The sequence below is a fragment of the Enterobacter sp. ZOR0014 genome (genome assembly GCF_000798855.1).
Lineage (GTDB): Bacteria > Pseudomonadota > Gammaproteobacteria > Enterobacterales > Enterobacteriaceae > Enterobacter > Enterobacter kobei.
This window is the reverse complement of the sequence record NZ_JTLF01000234.1, coordinates 22,125-36,647: the sequence shown is the minus strand read 5'-3', so window position 1 is coordinate 36,647 and position 14,523 is coordinate 22,125. Positions and strand designations below refer to the sequence as shown.

Below are 14,523 nucleotides of genomic sequence, written 5' to 3'. Positions count from 1 at the left end.
GAACATTTGTACACCACTGTGGCGGAACGTATCCGGTTTTCCCGCGCGCCAGATACTTTTTAAAAACATCCGCCATGGTCGTTGCCTTGCCCGCTTCAACCAGAAAACGGGCGAAATGACCGCGCGTGACTGCCCCACCGTTCGCGAGCGCTTGTGCCCCTTCCAGCGCGCCCGGAATATGCGCCTTTTCCAGACGCTCGCCGATCATCTCCGCTCGCTGGTTGCGGCGCGTTTTTTGTTCTTGCAAAAACGTTACAAGTGTCGGATGTTCTATATCGATGTTCAGACCAACGATATGAATTTCATGGTTTTCCCAGACGGTTGAGATCTCAACCCCGGCGACCAGATTCAGCGCCAGCCCGCTGCGGGCAATCTCAGCGCGCGCTGCCGGAATGGCATCAGTGGTATCGTGATCGGTTATCGCCAGCGTGCCGACGCGCATCTCAACCGCGCGATGAACCAGGGCTTCGGGTGTCAGCAGACCATCAGAAGCCTGCGTATGGCTGTGTAAATCATAAATAATGGCGTAGGTGGTATCGCTCAAAGCACTTCCCATAACAGGTTGGAGACATCCGAAACCGCCATGATACCGACTTAACGCGAAATTCTGAAATCAAGGGTTGACAACTCGCCACCGAACTAGTTAACTAGTACGCAAGTTCACACGAGAAAGGTATCTGAAAATGACAGCACATTTCACTCTGCACGGTTGGTGGCGCACTTCCTGATTTTCGGGCAGTGTCACGCGTCTGCGAAATGCAAACAGATACCCAGCCCGCTACCCAGCGGGCTTTTTTTTGAACAGAATAAATGAGAACAACAACATGCAAACAGCCAAACCCCATCTCGACCTGCTGACCTGCGAGGCGGCCTATCGCCACAACCCGACCGCGCTGTTTCATCAGGTGTGCGGCGCACGTCCGGCAACGCTGCTGCTGGAGTCTGCAGATATCGACAGCAAAGACGATCTTAAAAGCCTGTTGCTGGTCGACAGCGCGCTACGCATTACCGCGTTAGGTGACACTGTCACCATCAAGGCACTTTCTGACAATGGCGCATCGCTGCTGCCGCTGCTCGATGCTGCCCTGCCTGCGGGCATCGAGAATAAACGTCACCCGGACCAGCGAATTCTGCATTTTCCTCCGGTAAGCCAGCTGCTGGACGAAGATGCCCGCCTCTGCTCGCTGTCCGTTTTCGACGCTTTCCGCCTGCTGCAAAATCTGGTCACCGTGCCGGAAGATGAGCGTGAAGCGATGTTCTTCGGCGGGCTGTTTGCATATGACCTGGTCGCCGGGTTTGAAGATTTGCCGGAAACCGAGCAGGGTAACCGCTGCCCGGATTACTGCTTCTATCTGGCCGAGACCCTGCTGGTGATCGACCATCAGAAAAAATACACCCGCATCCAGGCCAGCCTGTTCACACCGTCCGCGGCTGAGAAAGAGCGCCTCGAAAATCGCATCGCTCAACTCCAGCAGCAAATGACGGAGGCGCCCCCTGCGCTGCCGGTACATCGCGTCGAGCAGATGACGTGTGAGGTTAACCAGACCGACGATCAGTACGGGGCCGTGGTTCGCCAGATGCAAAAAGCGATTCGCGCCGGGGAAATTTTCCAGGTAGTGCCTTCCCGTCGTTTCTCTCTGCCCTGCCCGTCGCCGCTGGCAGCGTACGATGTGCTGAAAAAGAGTAACCCGAGCCCTTACATGTTCTTTATGCAGGACAATGATTTCACTCTGTTTGGTGCGTCACCGGAAAGCTCCCTGAAATACGACGCTACAAGCCGCCAGATTGAGATCTACCCAATTGCAGGCACCCGCCCCCGCGGCCGTCGTGCCGACGGTTCACTGGATCGCGATCTCGACAGCCGCATTGAACTGGAAATGCGTACTGACCACAAAGAGCTCTCCGAGCATCTGATGCTGGTTGACCTGGCGCGTAACGACCTTGCGCGTATTTGCACGCCGGGTAGCCGTTACGTGGCTGATCTGACCAAAGTCGACCGTTATTCCTTCGTCATGCATCTGGTCTCCCGCGTGGTGGGTGAACTGCGCAGCGACCTCGATGTGCTGCACGCCTATCGGGCCTGCATGAACATGGGCACCCTGAGCGGCGCGCCGAAAGTGCGTGCGATGCAGTTGATTGCCGCCGCCGAAGGTCGTCGTCGCGGCAGCTACGGCGGCGCGGTGGGTTACTTCACCGCCCACGGCGATCTCGATACCTGCATCGTGATCCGCTCTGCCTACGTTGAAGACGGAATTGCCACCGTCCAGGCCGGCGCCGGGATTGTTCTCGACTCTGTTCCGCAGTCTGAAGCTGACGAAACCCGCAGTAAGGCTCGCGCGGTATTGCGCGCCATTGCTACCGCACATCATGCACAGGAGATTTTCTGATGGCTGACATTCTGCTGCTCGATAATATCGACTCCTTTACCTATAACCTGGCAGATCAGCTGCGTGCGAATGGCCATAACGTCGTTATTTACCGCAACCACGTACCGGCGCAGACCCTGATTGACCGTCTGGCGACCATGCAAAACCCGGTGCTGATGCTCTCCCCGGGTCCGGGCGCGCCAAGCGAAGCAGGCTGTATGCCGGAGCTGCTGACCCGCATGCGCGGCAAGCTACCGATTATCGGCATCTGCCTCGGTCACCAGGCGATCGTTGAAGCCTACGGCGGCTATGTCGGCCAGGCGGGCGAGATCCTGCACGGTAAAGCCTCCAGCATTGAACATGACGGCCAGGCGATGTTTGCCGGGTTACCGAATCCACTTCCGGTTGCGCGCTATCACTCGCTGGTCGGGAGTAATATTCCCGCCGGGCTGACGATTAATGCCTCGTTTGAAGGGATGGTGATGGCGGTACGTCACGACGCGGATCGCGTCTGCGGCATGCAGTTCCACCCGGAATCGATCCTGACGTCACACGGTGCCCGTCTGCTGGAGCAGACCCTCGACTGGGCGTTACAGAAGCTGGAGCAGACCAATACCCTGCAACCGATTCTGGAGAAACTGTACCAGGCGCAGACCCTTAGCCAGCAGGAGAGCCACCAGCTCTTCTCCGCCGTAGTGCGCGGCGAGCTGAAGCCTGAACAGCTGGCCGCGGCGCTGGTGAGCATGAAAGTGCGCGGCGAAAGCCCGCAGGAGATCGCCGGTGCCGCCACGGCCCTGCTGGAAAATGCCGCCCCGTTCCCGCGCCCGGACTATCCGTTCGCAGATATCGTGGGTACCGGTGGCGACGGCAGCAACAGTATCAATATTTCGACTGCCAGCGCCTTTGTGGCGGCGGCATGCGGGATGAAGGTGGCGAAACACGGTAATCGCAGCGTTTCCAGTCGGTCTGGCTCCTCCGATCTGCTGGCCGCGTTCGGTATTAACCTCGACATGAATGCCGAACGTTCCCGAGAAGCGCTGGATGACCTGGGCGTCTGCTTCCTGTTCGCGCCGAAGTACCACACCGGTTTCCGCCATGCGATGCCGGTGCGCCAGCAGCTTAAAACCCGCACGCTCTTTAACGTGCTCGGTCCGCTGATTAACCCGGCCCATCCGCCGCTGGCATTGATTGGCGTATACAGCCCTGAACTGGTCCTGCCGATTGCCGAGACGCTGCGCGTCCTGGGTTACCAGCGTGCCGCCGTGGTACACAGCGGCGGTATGGATGAAGTTTCTCTCCACGCACCGACGCTTGTGGCCGAGCTGAACAACGGCGAAGTGCTTAGCTATCAGCTGGAGGCGTCTGATTTCGGCTTAACACCCTATCATCAGGACGCGCTGGCGGGCGGCACGCCGGAAGAAAACCGTGACATTCTGACGCGCTTACTACAAGGTAAAGGTGAGGCCGCGCATGAGGCCGCCGTGGCAGCCAACGTCGCCATGCTGATGCGTTTGCACGGTGAGGAAGACCTGAAGGCTAACGCCCAAAAAGTTCTGGATGTACTGCGCTCCGGTGCAGCTTACGATCGCGTTACCGCACTTGCGGCAAGAGGGTAAAGAATGCAGACCGTTTTAGCGAAAATCGTTGCCGATAAGGCCATCTGGGTGGAAGCCCGCAAAGCAGAGCAGCCGCTTGCCAGTTTCCAGAATGATGTTGTTCCCAGCAGCCGTCGTTTCTATGACGCCCTGCAGGGCGCACGCACCGCCTTTATTCTGGAGTGCAAAAAGGCCTCTCCGTCAAAAGGCGTTATTCGTGACGATTTCGACCCGGCGCGTATCGCCGGTATTTATAAGCATCATGCGTCCGCCATCTCCGTGCTGACGGATGAGAAATATTTCCAGGGCAGCTTCGATTTTCTGCCCATCGTCAGCGGCATCGCGCCGCAGCCGATCCTGTGCAAAGACTTTATTATCGACCCGTATCAGATCTGGCTTGCGCGTTTTTACCAGGCTGACGCCTGCCTGCTGATGCTCTCGGTACTCGACGACGAGCAGTATCGCCAGCTGTCTGCCGTAGCGCACAGTCTGAACATGGGCGTGCTGACCGAAGTAAGTAATGAAGAAGAACTGGAGCGCGCCATCGCGCTGGAAGCCAAAGTGGTCGGCATTAACAACCGCGATCTTCGCGACCTGTCGATTGACCTGAACCGTACGCGCCAGCTTGCGCCGCGTCTGGGTTCTGGCGTCACGGTAATCAGCGAATCCGGCATTAACAGCTACGCTCAGGTGCGCGAGCTGAGCCACTTCGCCAACGGTTTCCTGATTGGTTCCGCCATGATGGAACATGACGACCTTAACGCCGCGGTGCGTCGCGTCCTGCTCGGTGAAAACAAAGTGTGTGGCTTAACTCGCGAACAGGATGCCCTGGCGGCGTATGACGCGGGGGCCATTTACGGCGGCCTGATCTTTGTTGACGCCTCGCCTCGTGCCGTCAGTGAGGAACAGGCGCGCAATGTGATCGCAGCAGCGCCACTTAGCTATGTGGGCGTGTTCCGTAATGCGGATATCGCAGACGTCGTGGCAAAAGCCGAAACGTTATCCCTGAGTGCGGTGCAGCTGCATGGCGATGAGGATCAAGCCTACATCGATAAGCTGCGTGCAGACCTCGCCCCTCAGGTGCAGATCTGGAAAGCACAAAGCGTGGGCACCACCCTGCCCGCACGTAATCTGAATCATGTTGATAAATATGTGCTCGACAACGGCCAGGGCGGTACGGGTCAGCGTTTTGACTGGTCACTGCTAAATGGCGAAAAGCTGGACAACGTCCTGCTGGCGGGTGGATTAAGCCCGGATAACTGCGTGGAAGCTGCCAAAGCGGGCTGCGCAGGCCTCGATTTCAATTCAGGCGTAGAGTCACAACCGGGTATTAAAGATGCCAGCAAACTGGCCTCGGTTTTTAACACTCTGCGTGCATATTAAGGAAGAGAAGATGACGACATTACTTAACCCGTATTTTGGTGAGTTCGGCGGGATGTACGTCCCGCAAATCCTGATGCCCGCCCTGCGCCAGCTGGAAGAGGCGTTCGTCAGTGCGCAGAAAGATCCGGCATTTCAGGCGGAATTTACCGACCTGCTGAAAAACTATGCGGGCCGTCCGACAGCGCTGACGAAATGTCGCAACCTGACCGAAGGCACAAACACGACGTTGTATCTCAAGCGTGAGGATCTGCTGCACGGTGGCGCACATAAAACTAACCAGGTTCTCGGCCAGGCGCTGCTCGCGAAGCGTATGGGGAAAACCGAAATTATTGCTGAAACCGGTGCAGGCCAGCACGGCGTAGCCTCTGCGCTCGCCAGCGCCCTGCTCGGCCTGAAATGTCGCATTTACATGGGTGCGAAAGACGTTGAGCGTCAGTCTCCGAACGTGTTCCGTATGCGCCTGATGGGGGCGGAAGTGATTCCGGTGCACAGCGGCTCCGCGACGCTGAAAGATGCCTGTAACGAAGCGCTGCGCGACTGGTCTGGCAGCTACGAAACCGCGCACTACATGCTCGGTACCGCGGCGGGTCCGCACCCGTTCCCGACCATCGTGCGCGAATTCCAGCGCATGATCGGTGAAGAGACCAAAGCGCAAATCCTTGAAAAAGAAGGTCGTCTGCCGGATGCGGTGATCGCCTGCGTCGGCGGCGGGTCTAACGCCATCGGCATGTTTGCTGATTTCATCGACGACACCCGCGTGGGTTTGATTGGCGTCGAGCCTGCCGGTCACGGCATTGAATCGGGTGAACATGGCGCACCGTTGAAGCATGGCCGCGTGGGGATCTACTTCGGTATGAAATCGCCAATGATGCAAACCGAGGAAGGCCAGATTGAAGAGTCCTACTCTATCTCTGCGGGCCTGGATTTCCCGTCCGTTGGACCCCAGCATGCGTATCTGAACAGCACGGGTCGCGCGGATTATGTTTCTATTACCGATGACGAAGCGCTGGAAGCCTTCAAAACGCTGTGCCGCAGCGAAGGGATTATCCCGGCGCTGGAGTCTTCCCACGCCCTGGCGCACGCGCTGAAAATGATGAAAGAGAACCCGGAAAAAGAGCAACTGCTGGTCGTTAACCTTTCCGGTCGCGGTGACAAAGACATCTTCACCGTTCACGATATTCTGAAAGCACGAGGGGAAATCTGATGGAACGCTACGATAATGCATTTGCCGAACTGAAATCCCGCCAGGAAGGCGCGTTCGTTCCCTTCGTTACGCTGGGCGACCCTGGCCCGGAGCAGTCGCTGAAGATTATCGATGCCCTGATTGAAGCGGGTGCTGACGCGCTGGAGTTGGGTATTCCGTTCTCTGACCCGCTGGCGGATGGCCCGACCATCCAGAACGCCACCCTGCGCGCGTTTGCCGCAGGCGTGACGCCCACTCAGTGCTTCGAGATGCTGGCGGCGATCCGCCAGAAGCATCCGACGATCCCGATTGGCCTGCTGATGTACGCCAACCTGGTGTTTAACCGTGGTATTGATGAGTTTTACGCCGAGTGCGCGCGCGTGGGTGTCGACTCCGTTCTGGTGGCAGACGTACCGGTAGAAGAGTCTGCGCCGTTCCGTCAGGCGGCGATGCGCCATAACGTGGCACCTATCTTCATCTGCCCGCCAAACGCCGATGATGAACTGCTGCGCCAGATTGCCTCCTATGGTCGCGGGTATACCTACCTGCTCTCCCGTGCGGGTGTAACCGGCGCGGAGAACAAAGCGGCGCTGCCTCTGCATCATCTGGTCGAAAAGCTGGCTGAGTACCATGCCGCGCCTCCACTGCAGGGCTTTGGGATTTCATCTCCCGACCAGGTCACCGCGGCGATTGACGCTAACGCAGCCGGTGCAATCTCAGGCTCCGCTATCGTTAAAATCATTGAGAAGAACGTGGACAAGCCAGAGCAAATGCTGGCTGAGCTGAAAACCTTTGTCAGCGCAATGAAAGCGGCAACGCGCAAAGCGTAACCTCTCCACCGTCTGGCTTCGCCGCCAGACGGTGTTTCTTTAGCGCCGCCATTCTGGGCACTGCCACGCACATTCGCCTGTTTTTATCGCCTGGAACGAATTTGAAAATAAAGTTACTGACCGCAACAAAATAGCTCGGTGCGGCTTAGGATTCAGGTCGTGGACTTGCCTGTACCAGATATGCCATTATATGATTTGGTTAAATATTTGTATTTATCTCCTTAATGAGGTTAATACAAAATGGCATACGATTCAGGCGATAAGCGATGGTGTACTTGGATTATTTATTAACATTCATAGAAAGCAATCCGGCTCTGGCCATTGGATTTAATCTTATTCTGCTGGTCATCTCCGGTTTCTTTGCGCACCTGATGTGCAAATTCCTGCTCATAAAAATCGTTCGTAAGGTCTTCTTTGCCAGCCATAAACAGGATGTCCCGCTGGAAAAAGATCGTCGTATTGCCGAGAAGCTGTCGAATTTCATTCCGGTTATTATCGTTTATTACGTCCTGCAGTTTATGCCCAATATGCCGGCATCGCTGGTGACGGCAATAAATACCATCTGTGGGATTTTATTCTTTATTTTTCTGTCGGTTTTCTTCAATGAGATGCTGGATATTGTCAACAGCTCTTATTTACGCAAGACGAAGCGTAAAAATCACTCTATCAAAGGCTATATTCAGATAGGGAAAATATTTATCCACATCATCGCTGCGATCATGATCCTTGCCGTCATGTCGAATAAATCCCCTGCGATCATTATTTCCAGCCTCGGGGCCGTAGCAGCCGTACTGATGTTAGTCTTTCAGCACACCCTGCTTTCGCTCGTGGCCAATATCCAGCTTTCGTCAAATGATGTCCTGCAGTTGGGGGACTGGATTGAAATGCCCGATAAGAACCTGAGTGGCGAAGTGACCGACATAGCGCTGCACACCATTACCATCCGTAACTGGGATAACACAATCTCGCGTATCCCGACCAAAAACTTCCTGACCGAAACGTATACCAACTAGCAGGCCATGTTTTCGTCAGGGGCGCGCCGGATTATGCGCAGCACCACTATCGATCAGCACTCCGTTAAATTCCTCACTCAGGAAACGCTGGCCCCGATGCTGGCCCTGCGCGGCACGAATGAACCGCTGGCAAAGCTCATCGACGGGCGTGATCCCATGGGCGTACCGGACAGTTGGTTTATGGATAATGGCCTGACAAATTTAACGCTTTTTAGGCACTACCTGATGGCATGGCTCGCCGATCGGCCTGATATTATCAAAGATATGTATATTGTCGTGCGAACGCTAAAGCCTACGCCGTCGGGTATTCCCCTGGAAATTTATTGTTTTACCTCATCCGTACTGTGGATGGAGTATGAAAATACCCAGTCAGCGATATTTGAATACATCACCGCTGTCGCCGGTCAATTCTCGCTCCGCTTATATCAGCATCCGGCTGGTCATGATTTCTGGCGTTTATCACAGGAATACAGCCTTCGGGACCGCATCCCGCCTCCGGGTGAAGGATAATTGTCTCTGAAAACAGGTCGGCTAAACAGAATAACAATTTTCCTGGAGCCATAAAAAAACCCGCACTCGGCGGGTTTTTTGTTATCAGTGAAGCTTAACTGCTCAGACTCGCGTCTTCATCGCTATCGTAAGGGTCATTGATAACAGGCGCGACTTACAGCGGAGAAACATTACCCGCTGCCGGGCCTTTAGCGCCATTTTCAATGGTGAAGGACACTTTCTGGCCTTCATCAAGCGATTTGAAGCTGTCGCTCTGAATAGCAGAGAAATGTACGAATACATCTTTGCTGCCGTCGTCAGGCGTGATAAAGCCAAAACCTTTATCAGCGTTAAACCATTTTACTAAACCAGTCATTTTATTAGACATAGATAATTCCTTATTTTTTGAGCCACTAAGCGCGGCGATGATGGCCTGTATTTAGAGAGTAACTTATTTGGCACTTAGGAGGAGGCTCACGAAGAAGAGTATCTATTGATAACACCTGAACTGAGGACTGCTTTACTAAACTGCTTTTATAAGGTCTGTATTCCAAACCGATGACGCTATTTAGGCACAGAAAATTTTTTTAAGCAAAGTTTTTATTTTTTATTATAACCGCTTAAACACCCGGACGGCTGAATGGCTATGGAAACTAAAGCCGCTGGGGCCATGTATTCGGATCCTGTGATAGCCAAAGCATATTGCCTCTTTTAGTGACGGAGAGCTCCCTGAAAGGGGGGATCTTATCGGCACAGAGTGAACGCACCCTCGCTAAGTAGCTCAATATGCTTAAAATTCATGCCTATAGCGCACAAAGTGAAATAGATTTTCGTTCGAAGCCACTTATCATAGGTGTTTTGAATGAAAGTGGTGGTGTTAATGTCTGTGCTCAAAAGCTTTTTCTTCTTTCTTTTCGCGTCAGCAGCCTGCTCCTTGCCCGTACTTTGTCTGTGGGCGGATATCTCTTTATTTAATCTGGATATACCGGAGATATCGCTGACCGAAATTGTGCAGGAATCGGTTTTAGTGAGCATCGTATTTATTCACTTCCTCCTGGCGAAGAAATGGGAATTCATGCGCTATTGCAACATCCTGATCGGCGGCTTTTTCCTCTCCATGCTGATTCGCGAACTGGATGCATTTTTTGATCTTCTGGCTCATGGAAGTTGGGTGTGGTTTGCACTACTTTCCGCCCTTTGCGCTTTGCTTTATCCCGTTATCCATTTCCGACTTACTCTTACGCAACTGACCCACTATACCCGTACCCCGTGGTACGGCATGATGCTCAGTGGTCTGCTGGCAGTCCTGGTTTTCTCCCGGCTGTTTGGAATGCACGAATTATGGTACGCGATACTCGATCAAAGCTACGTCAGGGTGGTCAAGAATGTCGTGGAGGAAGGCAGCGAATCATTCGGGTATATGCTCTGCCTTATCGCATCTGCAGGGTACTACTGCTCTTTCCGTTCCCTCTCCCGCCAGAAATGATTCGGGCATTCGAACAGGTGATAAACGAAGCTCCGGTGTGTAAAACCGGAAGCCTCGTTTTGGCTACGCAAGCTTTGCCAGCGCCTCGCCGATGCTTTTTGCTCCACCGTAGAGATCGTGGCCGCTGATAATGTGCTCAGTGCTGTCAACCGTAACCAACAGCAGCGGAACCCCGCTGAAACCTTTTTGATTCATAAGACGCTTTACGTCAGCGATCCTGTCGTCCGTCAGGCTGCGAAGCGCGTTATCGGCATCAAGCCGGCCGGCAAAGTCATTAGGGTTGAGGTCAACGTTATTTTCCCGAGCCCAGGCGATACCGATCTCTTCCACCACATCACTTTGCGCGGTATCACGCCCCAGTAGATAGCGGGCATGTTGCAGTGCACGAAGCAGCCCTGCCTCTGCCGCCGGGCTGATTTCATGAAAAGCCGTAAGTGCCCGGTTCATAAACGTCGAATCAAAGCGTGCACCTGAGTTCAGGAGCTGGTGATAGCTCTCACTGAATGGCTGACCGGTCAGCGAAGCGATACGCCGATCGTTTGTCCACGCATATTCTGCCCATTGGGCGGTGATGTGCCGGGCACCCTCATCACAAAAAAGACCGCTGGGCATTAACGTGAGTTTTTCGATGTAATGCTGTGCCAGATAATTCAGGGCGGGCGAGCTGGCATAACACCAGCCGCAAAGTGGGTCAAAAAAATACTGTAGATTGTCAATGCGCATGTGGTATCCCCTGGGAATGATTAGCCCTCATCATAATGAGATTCCTCAATGCGAAAAACAGCCCTCCAGTAAATTCAGTGTTTCATAGAGCGTACGAATGGACAGTATGTCTCTGCCCGAATGACCCCATCAGGCCAGGTCATTGGCGTCCGGTTTCTGCGCGCGGTGGATCTTGTCACGGATCTTATCGACTGATGCTTTGATGTCAGCAATGATGTCGGCGTCCATCCCCAGGGTATCCACAATACAGCGCGTGATAGTGCTGGTCTCACTTTTCAGCGCCTCCCCCTTCTCCGTCAGGTGGATAAGCACTTCGCGCTCATCCTTCGGATTACGTGTCCGGGTGATCAACCCCGCAGTCTCCAGCCGCTTCAGTAAAGGGGTCAACGTGCTGGACTCAAGAAAAAGAATTCCACTCAGTTCCTTCACTGTTCGCCCATCCTGATTCCACAAGGTAACCATCACCAGATACTGGGGATAGGTCAGGCCAAGCTTATCAAGCATGGGACGATAGAGCTGAGTAAAAGCATGTCCCGCAGAGTAAAGAGAGAAACAGAGCATACCGTGCACATCTGGCAGGGAATCCTCGGAATTAGTGTGTTTAGTCATATGTCCTCCAGTCCCCTTAAAATAATTTGCATACGATTTAATTGCAAGCGATTGACAAAGGCAAAAAGGGCTGCCATATTCATTTGCACACAAACAAATCGCACACAAACAAATAACGCAACACATAACAGGAGTACAAAATGACAACTTTTATCACCAAAGACGGAACAGGCATTTTTTACAAAGACTGGGGTTCAGGTCAGCCTATCCTCTTCGCTCACGGATGGCCGTTATCGTCTGATGCCTGGGACCAGCAAATGCTGTTTTTCAGCCAGAATGGTTTCCGGGTCATCGCGCATGACCGTCGCAGCCATGGGCGTTCAGACCAGACTTTCCACGGCAACAATATGGATCAGTATGCGGACGATCTCGCTGAGCTGATTGAGTCGCTGGATCTGAAGGATCTGATTTTAGTGGGTCACTCCACAGGGGGCGGCGAAGTTGCACATTATATCGGCCGTCATGGTACCTCACGCGTGGCTAAAGTCGTTCTGGTCGGCGCAGTCCCTCCTCTTATGCTCCGGACGGATGCCAATCCAGACGGTACTTCGATTGAGGTGTTTGATGCTATCCGCGAAGGCACGGCCAAAAACCGCTCACAGTTTTACTTTGACCTGACAATTCCGTTCTATGGCTTTAACCGTGACCATGTCCCCACCAATGACGGGTTACGGGAAAACTTCCGCAGAATTGGCCTGCAGGGCGGCATTAAAGGGCAATATGACTGCATCCATGAGTTCTCTGAAGTCGATTACACACGCGACCTGCAGCAGATTGATCGCCCTACGCTGATTATTCATGGCGACGATGACCAGATTGTACCCATTAAGGCATCCGCACACCGCGCCGCTGAGATCGTTGCGAATGCGACGCTGACGATATATGCCGGCGGTTCACATGGACTGGCGGAGACAGAGGCCGAGCGCTTTAACGCTGACGTACTGGCCTTTATTCGCGGCTAGCCAGGTGGCCTGTTTCAGACAGGCCACAATCCCCCCTACGCATACCCTTTAAACTGTATTGAAAAGAGGAATGATCATGTCCAAATTTGCTGCCTCCCTTGCCGTTGCCGCCGTTCTGCTGTCTGCCAGCGCAATCGCCGAAACCGCTAAGCCGACCGTTGTCCTGGTTCATGGTGCCTTTGCCGACTCTTCTAGCTGGAATGGCGTTACCCGGATCCTGCAAAAGGATGGATACAATGTCGTTGCTGCCGCGAATCCGCTGGTTTCAGCTGAAGAGGCGGCGCTGATGGCCGCAGGGCAAAGACCGATTACCGAAGCGGCTTTAACTGAAAAATCTGGTGCGCCAGCCTGGAAAAAACTGCCCTCTTACTTCATTTACGGTGACGGCGACAAGAATATCCCCGCCCAGGGTTTGCGATTCATGGCTGAACGCGCGGGATCAAAACACACCGTTGTGATTAAAGGCGCATCCCATGTCGTGATGGTTTCACATCCCCAGGATGTCGCCACACTTATCGAGGAAGCGGCGAAGTAAACATCACTCTCCCGCCCCGAAAGCCACCCCTCGCCTGAGGGGTGGCCATATCCGTAATGCCCTGGTTTTAATCCCGCGCAGAGTACAACGTATATTGAGTTTATCCTTCCCCCGACTCACTAAAACGTAGCGAAATATCCACGCCTTCAGTGACAAGGTCCGCAGCATAGGGGGCGGCAATGCGCAGGGTTCCACTCAGCGCATCACCATTATCTGCAGTCCGCCGCTGCAACGGCGCTCAAGCCTTCGTGGCTATTACCCATGAACTTTAACGACGACTTTCCCCTTTGCATGCCCGCGAGCCAGATAGGTGAAGGCGTCGCTCGTTTCGGCAAAGGGGTAAACCTTGTCGATTACGGGCTTGATGAGTTCAGCGTCCATCAGTTCACCGATTTGGCTGAGCTGGCTGCCATCAGGGCGAACAAAGAGAAACGAATAGGTCAAACCTCGCTTTTTTGACAGCCGCATGATTTTGCGGCTCATCAGCCCTAATACGAAACGCAGGAAAACATTAAGGTGTCGTTCCCGCGCGAAAGCAGCATCTAACGGCCCGATCAGGGAAATAATTTTCCCTCCCGGCTTAAGGATTTGCGTGGATTTCTCAATCGCGTCACCTCTGACAGTACCGAGGACAATATCGTAGCCGCTCAGCACTTTTTCGAATTCCTGCTTTCTATAGTCAACGACGTCATCTGCACCAAGGCGGCTCACCCAGTCAATGTTGGCTGCGCTGGTGGTCGTCCCAACCGTTGCGCCAAAGTGTTTCGCCAGCTGAATAGCAAAACTGCCGATTCCACCGGATCCGGCAGGGATAAATACTTTCTGCCCCGCTCGCAGCATCGCGCGTTCTGTCAGCGCTTGCCAGGAGGTGAGACTGACCATAGGAAGTGACGCGGCCTGTACGAAATCCAGACTGGCGGGTTTTAACGCCGCAAGGCTTTCTGGCACCCGGACAAATTCGGCCAGCGACCCCGTTCCCCTGTCAAAAATACTGGCGAAAATCTCGTCGCCTGCCTTGAATCGCGTCACGCGACGTCCTGTGGCAACGACAACGCCGGACACATCACTGCCCAAGGTCGCGGGGAGACTGAAATTCAGAACGCGTTTGAACATGCCGGTCGGGATCATGTTATCGATTGGGTTCAGACCTACTGCATACACTTTGACCAGAATTTCATCATCACCGGGGGACGGAAAATCGACGTCATCGATCCCCAGTCCCGGGGATTTACCATAGCGTTTAAACGTAAACGCTTTCATCGTCTTCTTATTCATTTGTCTTTTACTCTGCCGGGTTTGCCTGTGGCATGTTTCTTAACAACGCTGTTGCTGAGTGAAAAAACGATACT

At 54.0% G+C, this 14,523-nt stretch carries 14 protein-coding genes, 1 pseudogene and 1 other annotated feature; of the genes and pseudogenes, 10 read left to right on the top strand and 5 right to left on the bottom strand.

The features are described from left to right. Positions 1-556 (bottom strand): PHP domain-containing protein (locus L977_RS12230; protein WP_156118171.1); only part of this gene is annotated, 556 nt, incomplete at its 3' end. Positions 557-683: 127 nt separating this feature from the next. Between L977_RS12230 and trpL the strand changes: the two genes are divergently transcribed. The 7 genes and pseudogenes from trpL to L977_RS25255 all read left to right on the top strand — a co-directional run bounded on the left by trpL (position 684) and on the right by L977_RS25255 (position 8,880). Next, entirely contained in the window at positions 684-728 is a 45-nt protein-coding gene (gene trpL / locus L977_RS25260) for a trp operon leader peptide (protein ID WP_106993556.1), read from the top strand. Next, positions 705-799, top strand: a sequence feature (Trp leader region). It overlaps the preceding gene by 24 nt. A 25-nt stretch (positions 800-824) precedes the next feature. Continuing rightward, positions 825-2,387, top strand: coding sequence for an anthranilate synthase component 1 (locus L977_RS12225; protein ID WP_045135523.1), 1,563 nt, complete (start codon positions 825-827; stop codon positions 2,385-2,387). After that, positions 2,387-3,982, top strand: a complete 1,596-nt coding sequence (trpD, locus tag L977_RS12220; RefSeq protein WP_014884098.1) for a bifunctional anthranilate synthase glutamate amidotransferase component TrpG/anthranilate phosphoribosyltransferase TrpD — start codon at positions 2,387-2,389, stop codon at positions 3,980-3,982. Before L977_RS12225 ends, trpD begins: the two co-directional genes overlap by 1 nt. 3 nt (positions 3,983-3,985) lie before the next feature. After that, positions 3,986-5,344: a bifunctional indole-3-glycerol-phosphate synthase TrpC/phosphoribosylanthranilate isomerase TrpF gene (trpCF, locus tag L977_RS12215; protein ID WP_014884099.1), complete on the top strand. Its 1,359-nt coding sequence runs from the start codon at positions 3,986-3,988 to the stop codon at positions 5,342-5,344. A gap of 10 nt (positions 5,345-5,354) precedes the next feature. Beyond that, entirely contained in the window at positions 5,355-6,548 is a 1,194-nt protein-coding gene (gene trpB / locus L977_RS12210; protein WP_014884100.1) for a tryptophan synthase subunit beta, read from the top strand. Continuing rightward, a complete protein-coding gene (gene trpA / locus L977_RS12205; RefSeq protein ID WP_014884101.1) occupies positions 6,548-7,357 on the top strand; it encodes a tryptophan synthase subunit alpha in 810 nt (269 codons plus the stop codon). The genes trpB and trpA overlap by 1 nt, the downstream gene beginning before the upstream one ends. A gap of 266 nt (positions 7,358-7,623) precedes the next feature. Continuing rightward, positions 7,624-8,880 (top strand): annotated as a pseudogene (locus L977_RS25255) (mechanosensitive ion channel family protein). A gap of 154 nt (positions 8,881-9,034) precedes the next feature. Here L977_RS25255 and cspE read toward each other — a convergent pair. Beyond that, positions 9,035-9,247 carry a transcription antiterminator/RNA stability regulator CspE gene (cspE, locus tag L977_RS12195; protein ID WP_014884103.1) on the bottom strand — a complete coding sequence of 71 codons (213 nt, stop codon included), beginning with the start codon at positions 9,245-9,247 and terminating at the stop codon, positions 9,035-9,037. Between the two features lie 492 nt (positions 9,248-9,739). On the opposite strand from cspE, the gene L977_RS12190 reads away from it, so the two are divergent. Then, positions 9,740-10,345, top strand: coding sequence for a hypothetical protein (locus L977_RS12190; protein ID WP_047625825.1), 606 nt, complete (start codon positions 9,740-9,742; stop codon positions 10,343-10,345). A gap of 63 nt (positions 10,346-10,408) precedes the next feature. Here L977_RS12190 and L977_RS12185 read toward each other — a convergent pair whose 3' ends face one another. Together L977_RS12185 and L977_RS12180 are read right to left on the bottom strand one after the other, a co-directional pair. Beyond that, a complete protein-coding gene (locus tag L977_RS12185; protein WP_047625823.1) occupies positions 10,409-11,068 on the bottom strand; it encodes a DsbA family protein in 660 nt (219 codons plus the stop codon). Positions 11,069-11,197: 129 nt separating this feature from the next. Further along, the gene (locus L977_RS12180; RefSeq protein ID WP_014884107.1) at positions 11,198-11,677 is read right to left on the bottom strand and encodes a MarR family winged helix-turn-helix transcriptional regulator; all 480 of its coding nucleotides are present in this window, start codon (positions 11,675-11,677) and stop codon (positions 11,198-11,200) included. Positions 11,678-11,817: 140 nt separating this feature from the next. Here L977_RS12180 and L977_RS12175 point away from each other — a divergent pair, with 140 nt between their 5' ends. After that, positions 11,818-12,639, top strand: a complete 822-nt coding sequence (locus tag L977_RS12175; RefSeq protein WP_047625822.1) for an alpha/beta fold hydrolase — start codon at positions 11,818-11,820, stop codon at positions 12,637-12,639. A 76-nt stretch (positions 12,640-12,715) separates the two neighbouring features. Next, a complete protein-coding gene (locus L977_RS12170) occupies positions 12,716-13,174 on the top strand; it encodes an alpha/beta fold hydrolase (RefSeq protein ID WP_047625821.1) in 459 nt (152 codons plus the stop codon). 255 nt (positions 13,175-13,429) lie between these two features. On the opposite strand, the gene L977_RS12165 is transcribed toward L977_RS12170, so the two are convergent. After that, positions 13,430-14,449 carry an NADP-dependent oxidoreductase gene (locus L977_RS12165; protein WP_047625820.1) on the bottom strand — a complete coding sequence of 340 codons (1,020 nt, stop codon included), beginning with the start codon at positions 14,447-14,449 and terminating at the stop codon, positions 13,430-13,432. Positions 14,450-14,523: the final 74 nt, after the last annotated feature.

Bases quoted from the DNA above. Each gene is read 5' to 3' on its own strand.
- L977_RS12170 (WP_047625821.1), top strand. From the start codon at position 12,716: ATGTCCAAATTTGCTGCCTCCCTTGCCGTTGCCGCCGTTCTGCTGTCT.
- trpD (WP_014884098.1), top strand. From the start codon at position 2,387: ATGGCTGACATTCTGCTGCTCGATAATATCGACTCCTTTACCTATAAC.
- trpA (WP_014884101.1), top strand. From the start codon at position 6,548: ATGGAACGCTACGATAATGCATTTGCCGAACTGAAATCCCGCCAGGAA.
- cspE (WP_014884103.1), bottom strand. From the start codon at position 9,247: ATGTCTAATAAAATGACTGGTTTAGTAAAATGGTTTAACGCTGATAAA.
- L977_RS12165 (WP_047625820.1), bottom strand. From the start codon at position 14,449: ATGAATAAGAAGACGATGAAAGCGTTTACGTTTAAACGCTATGGTAAA.
- L977_RS12225 (WP_045135523.1), top strand. From the start codon at position 825: ATGCAAACAGCCAAACCCCATCTCGACCTGCTGACCTGCGAGGCGGCC.
- L977_RS12185 (WP_047625823.1), bottom strand. From the start codon at position 11,068: ATGCGCATTGACAATCTACAGTATTTTTTTGACCCACTTTGCGGCTGG.
- L977_RS12190 (WP_047625825.1), top strand. From the start codon at position 9,740: ATGTCTGTGCTCAAAAGCTTTTTCTTCTTTCTTTTCGCGTCAGCAGCC.
- trpCF (WP_014884099.1), top strand. From the start codon at position 3,986: ATGCAGACCGTTTTAGCGAAAATCGTTGCCGATAAGGCCATCTGGGTG.
- trpB (WP_014884100.1), top strand. From the start codon at position 5,355: ATGACGACATTACTTAACCCGTATTTTGGTGAGTTCGGCGGGATGTAC.
- L977_RS12180 (WP_014884107.1), bottom strand. From the start codon at position 11,677: ATGACTAAACACACTAATTCCGAGGATTCCCTGCCAGATGTGCACGGT.
- L977_RS12175 (WP_047625822.1), top strand. From the start codon at position 11,818: ATGACAACTTTTATCACCAAAGACGGAACAGGCATTTTTTACAAAGAC.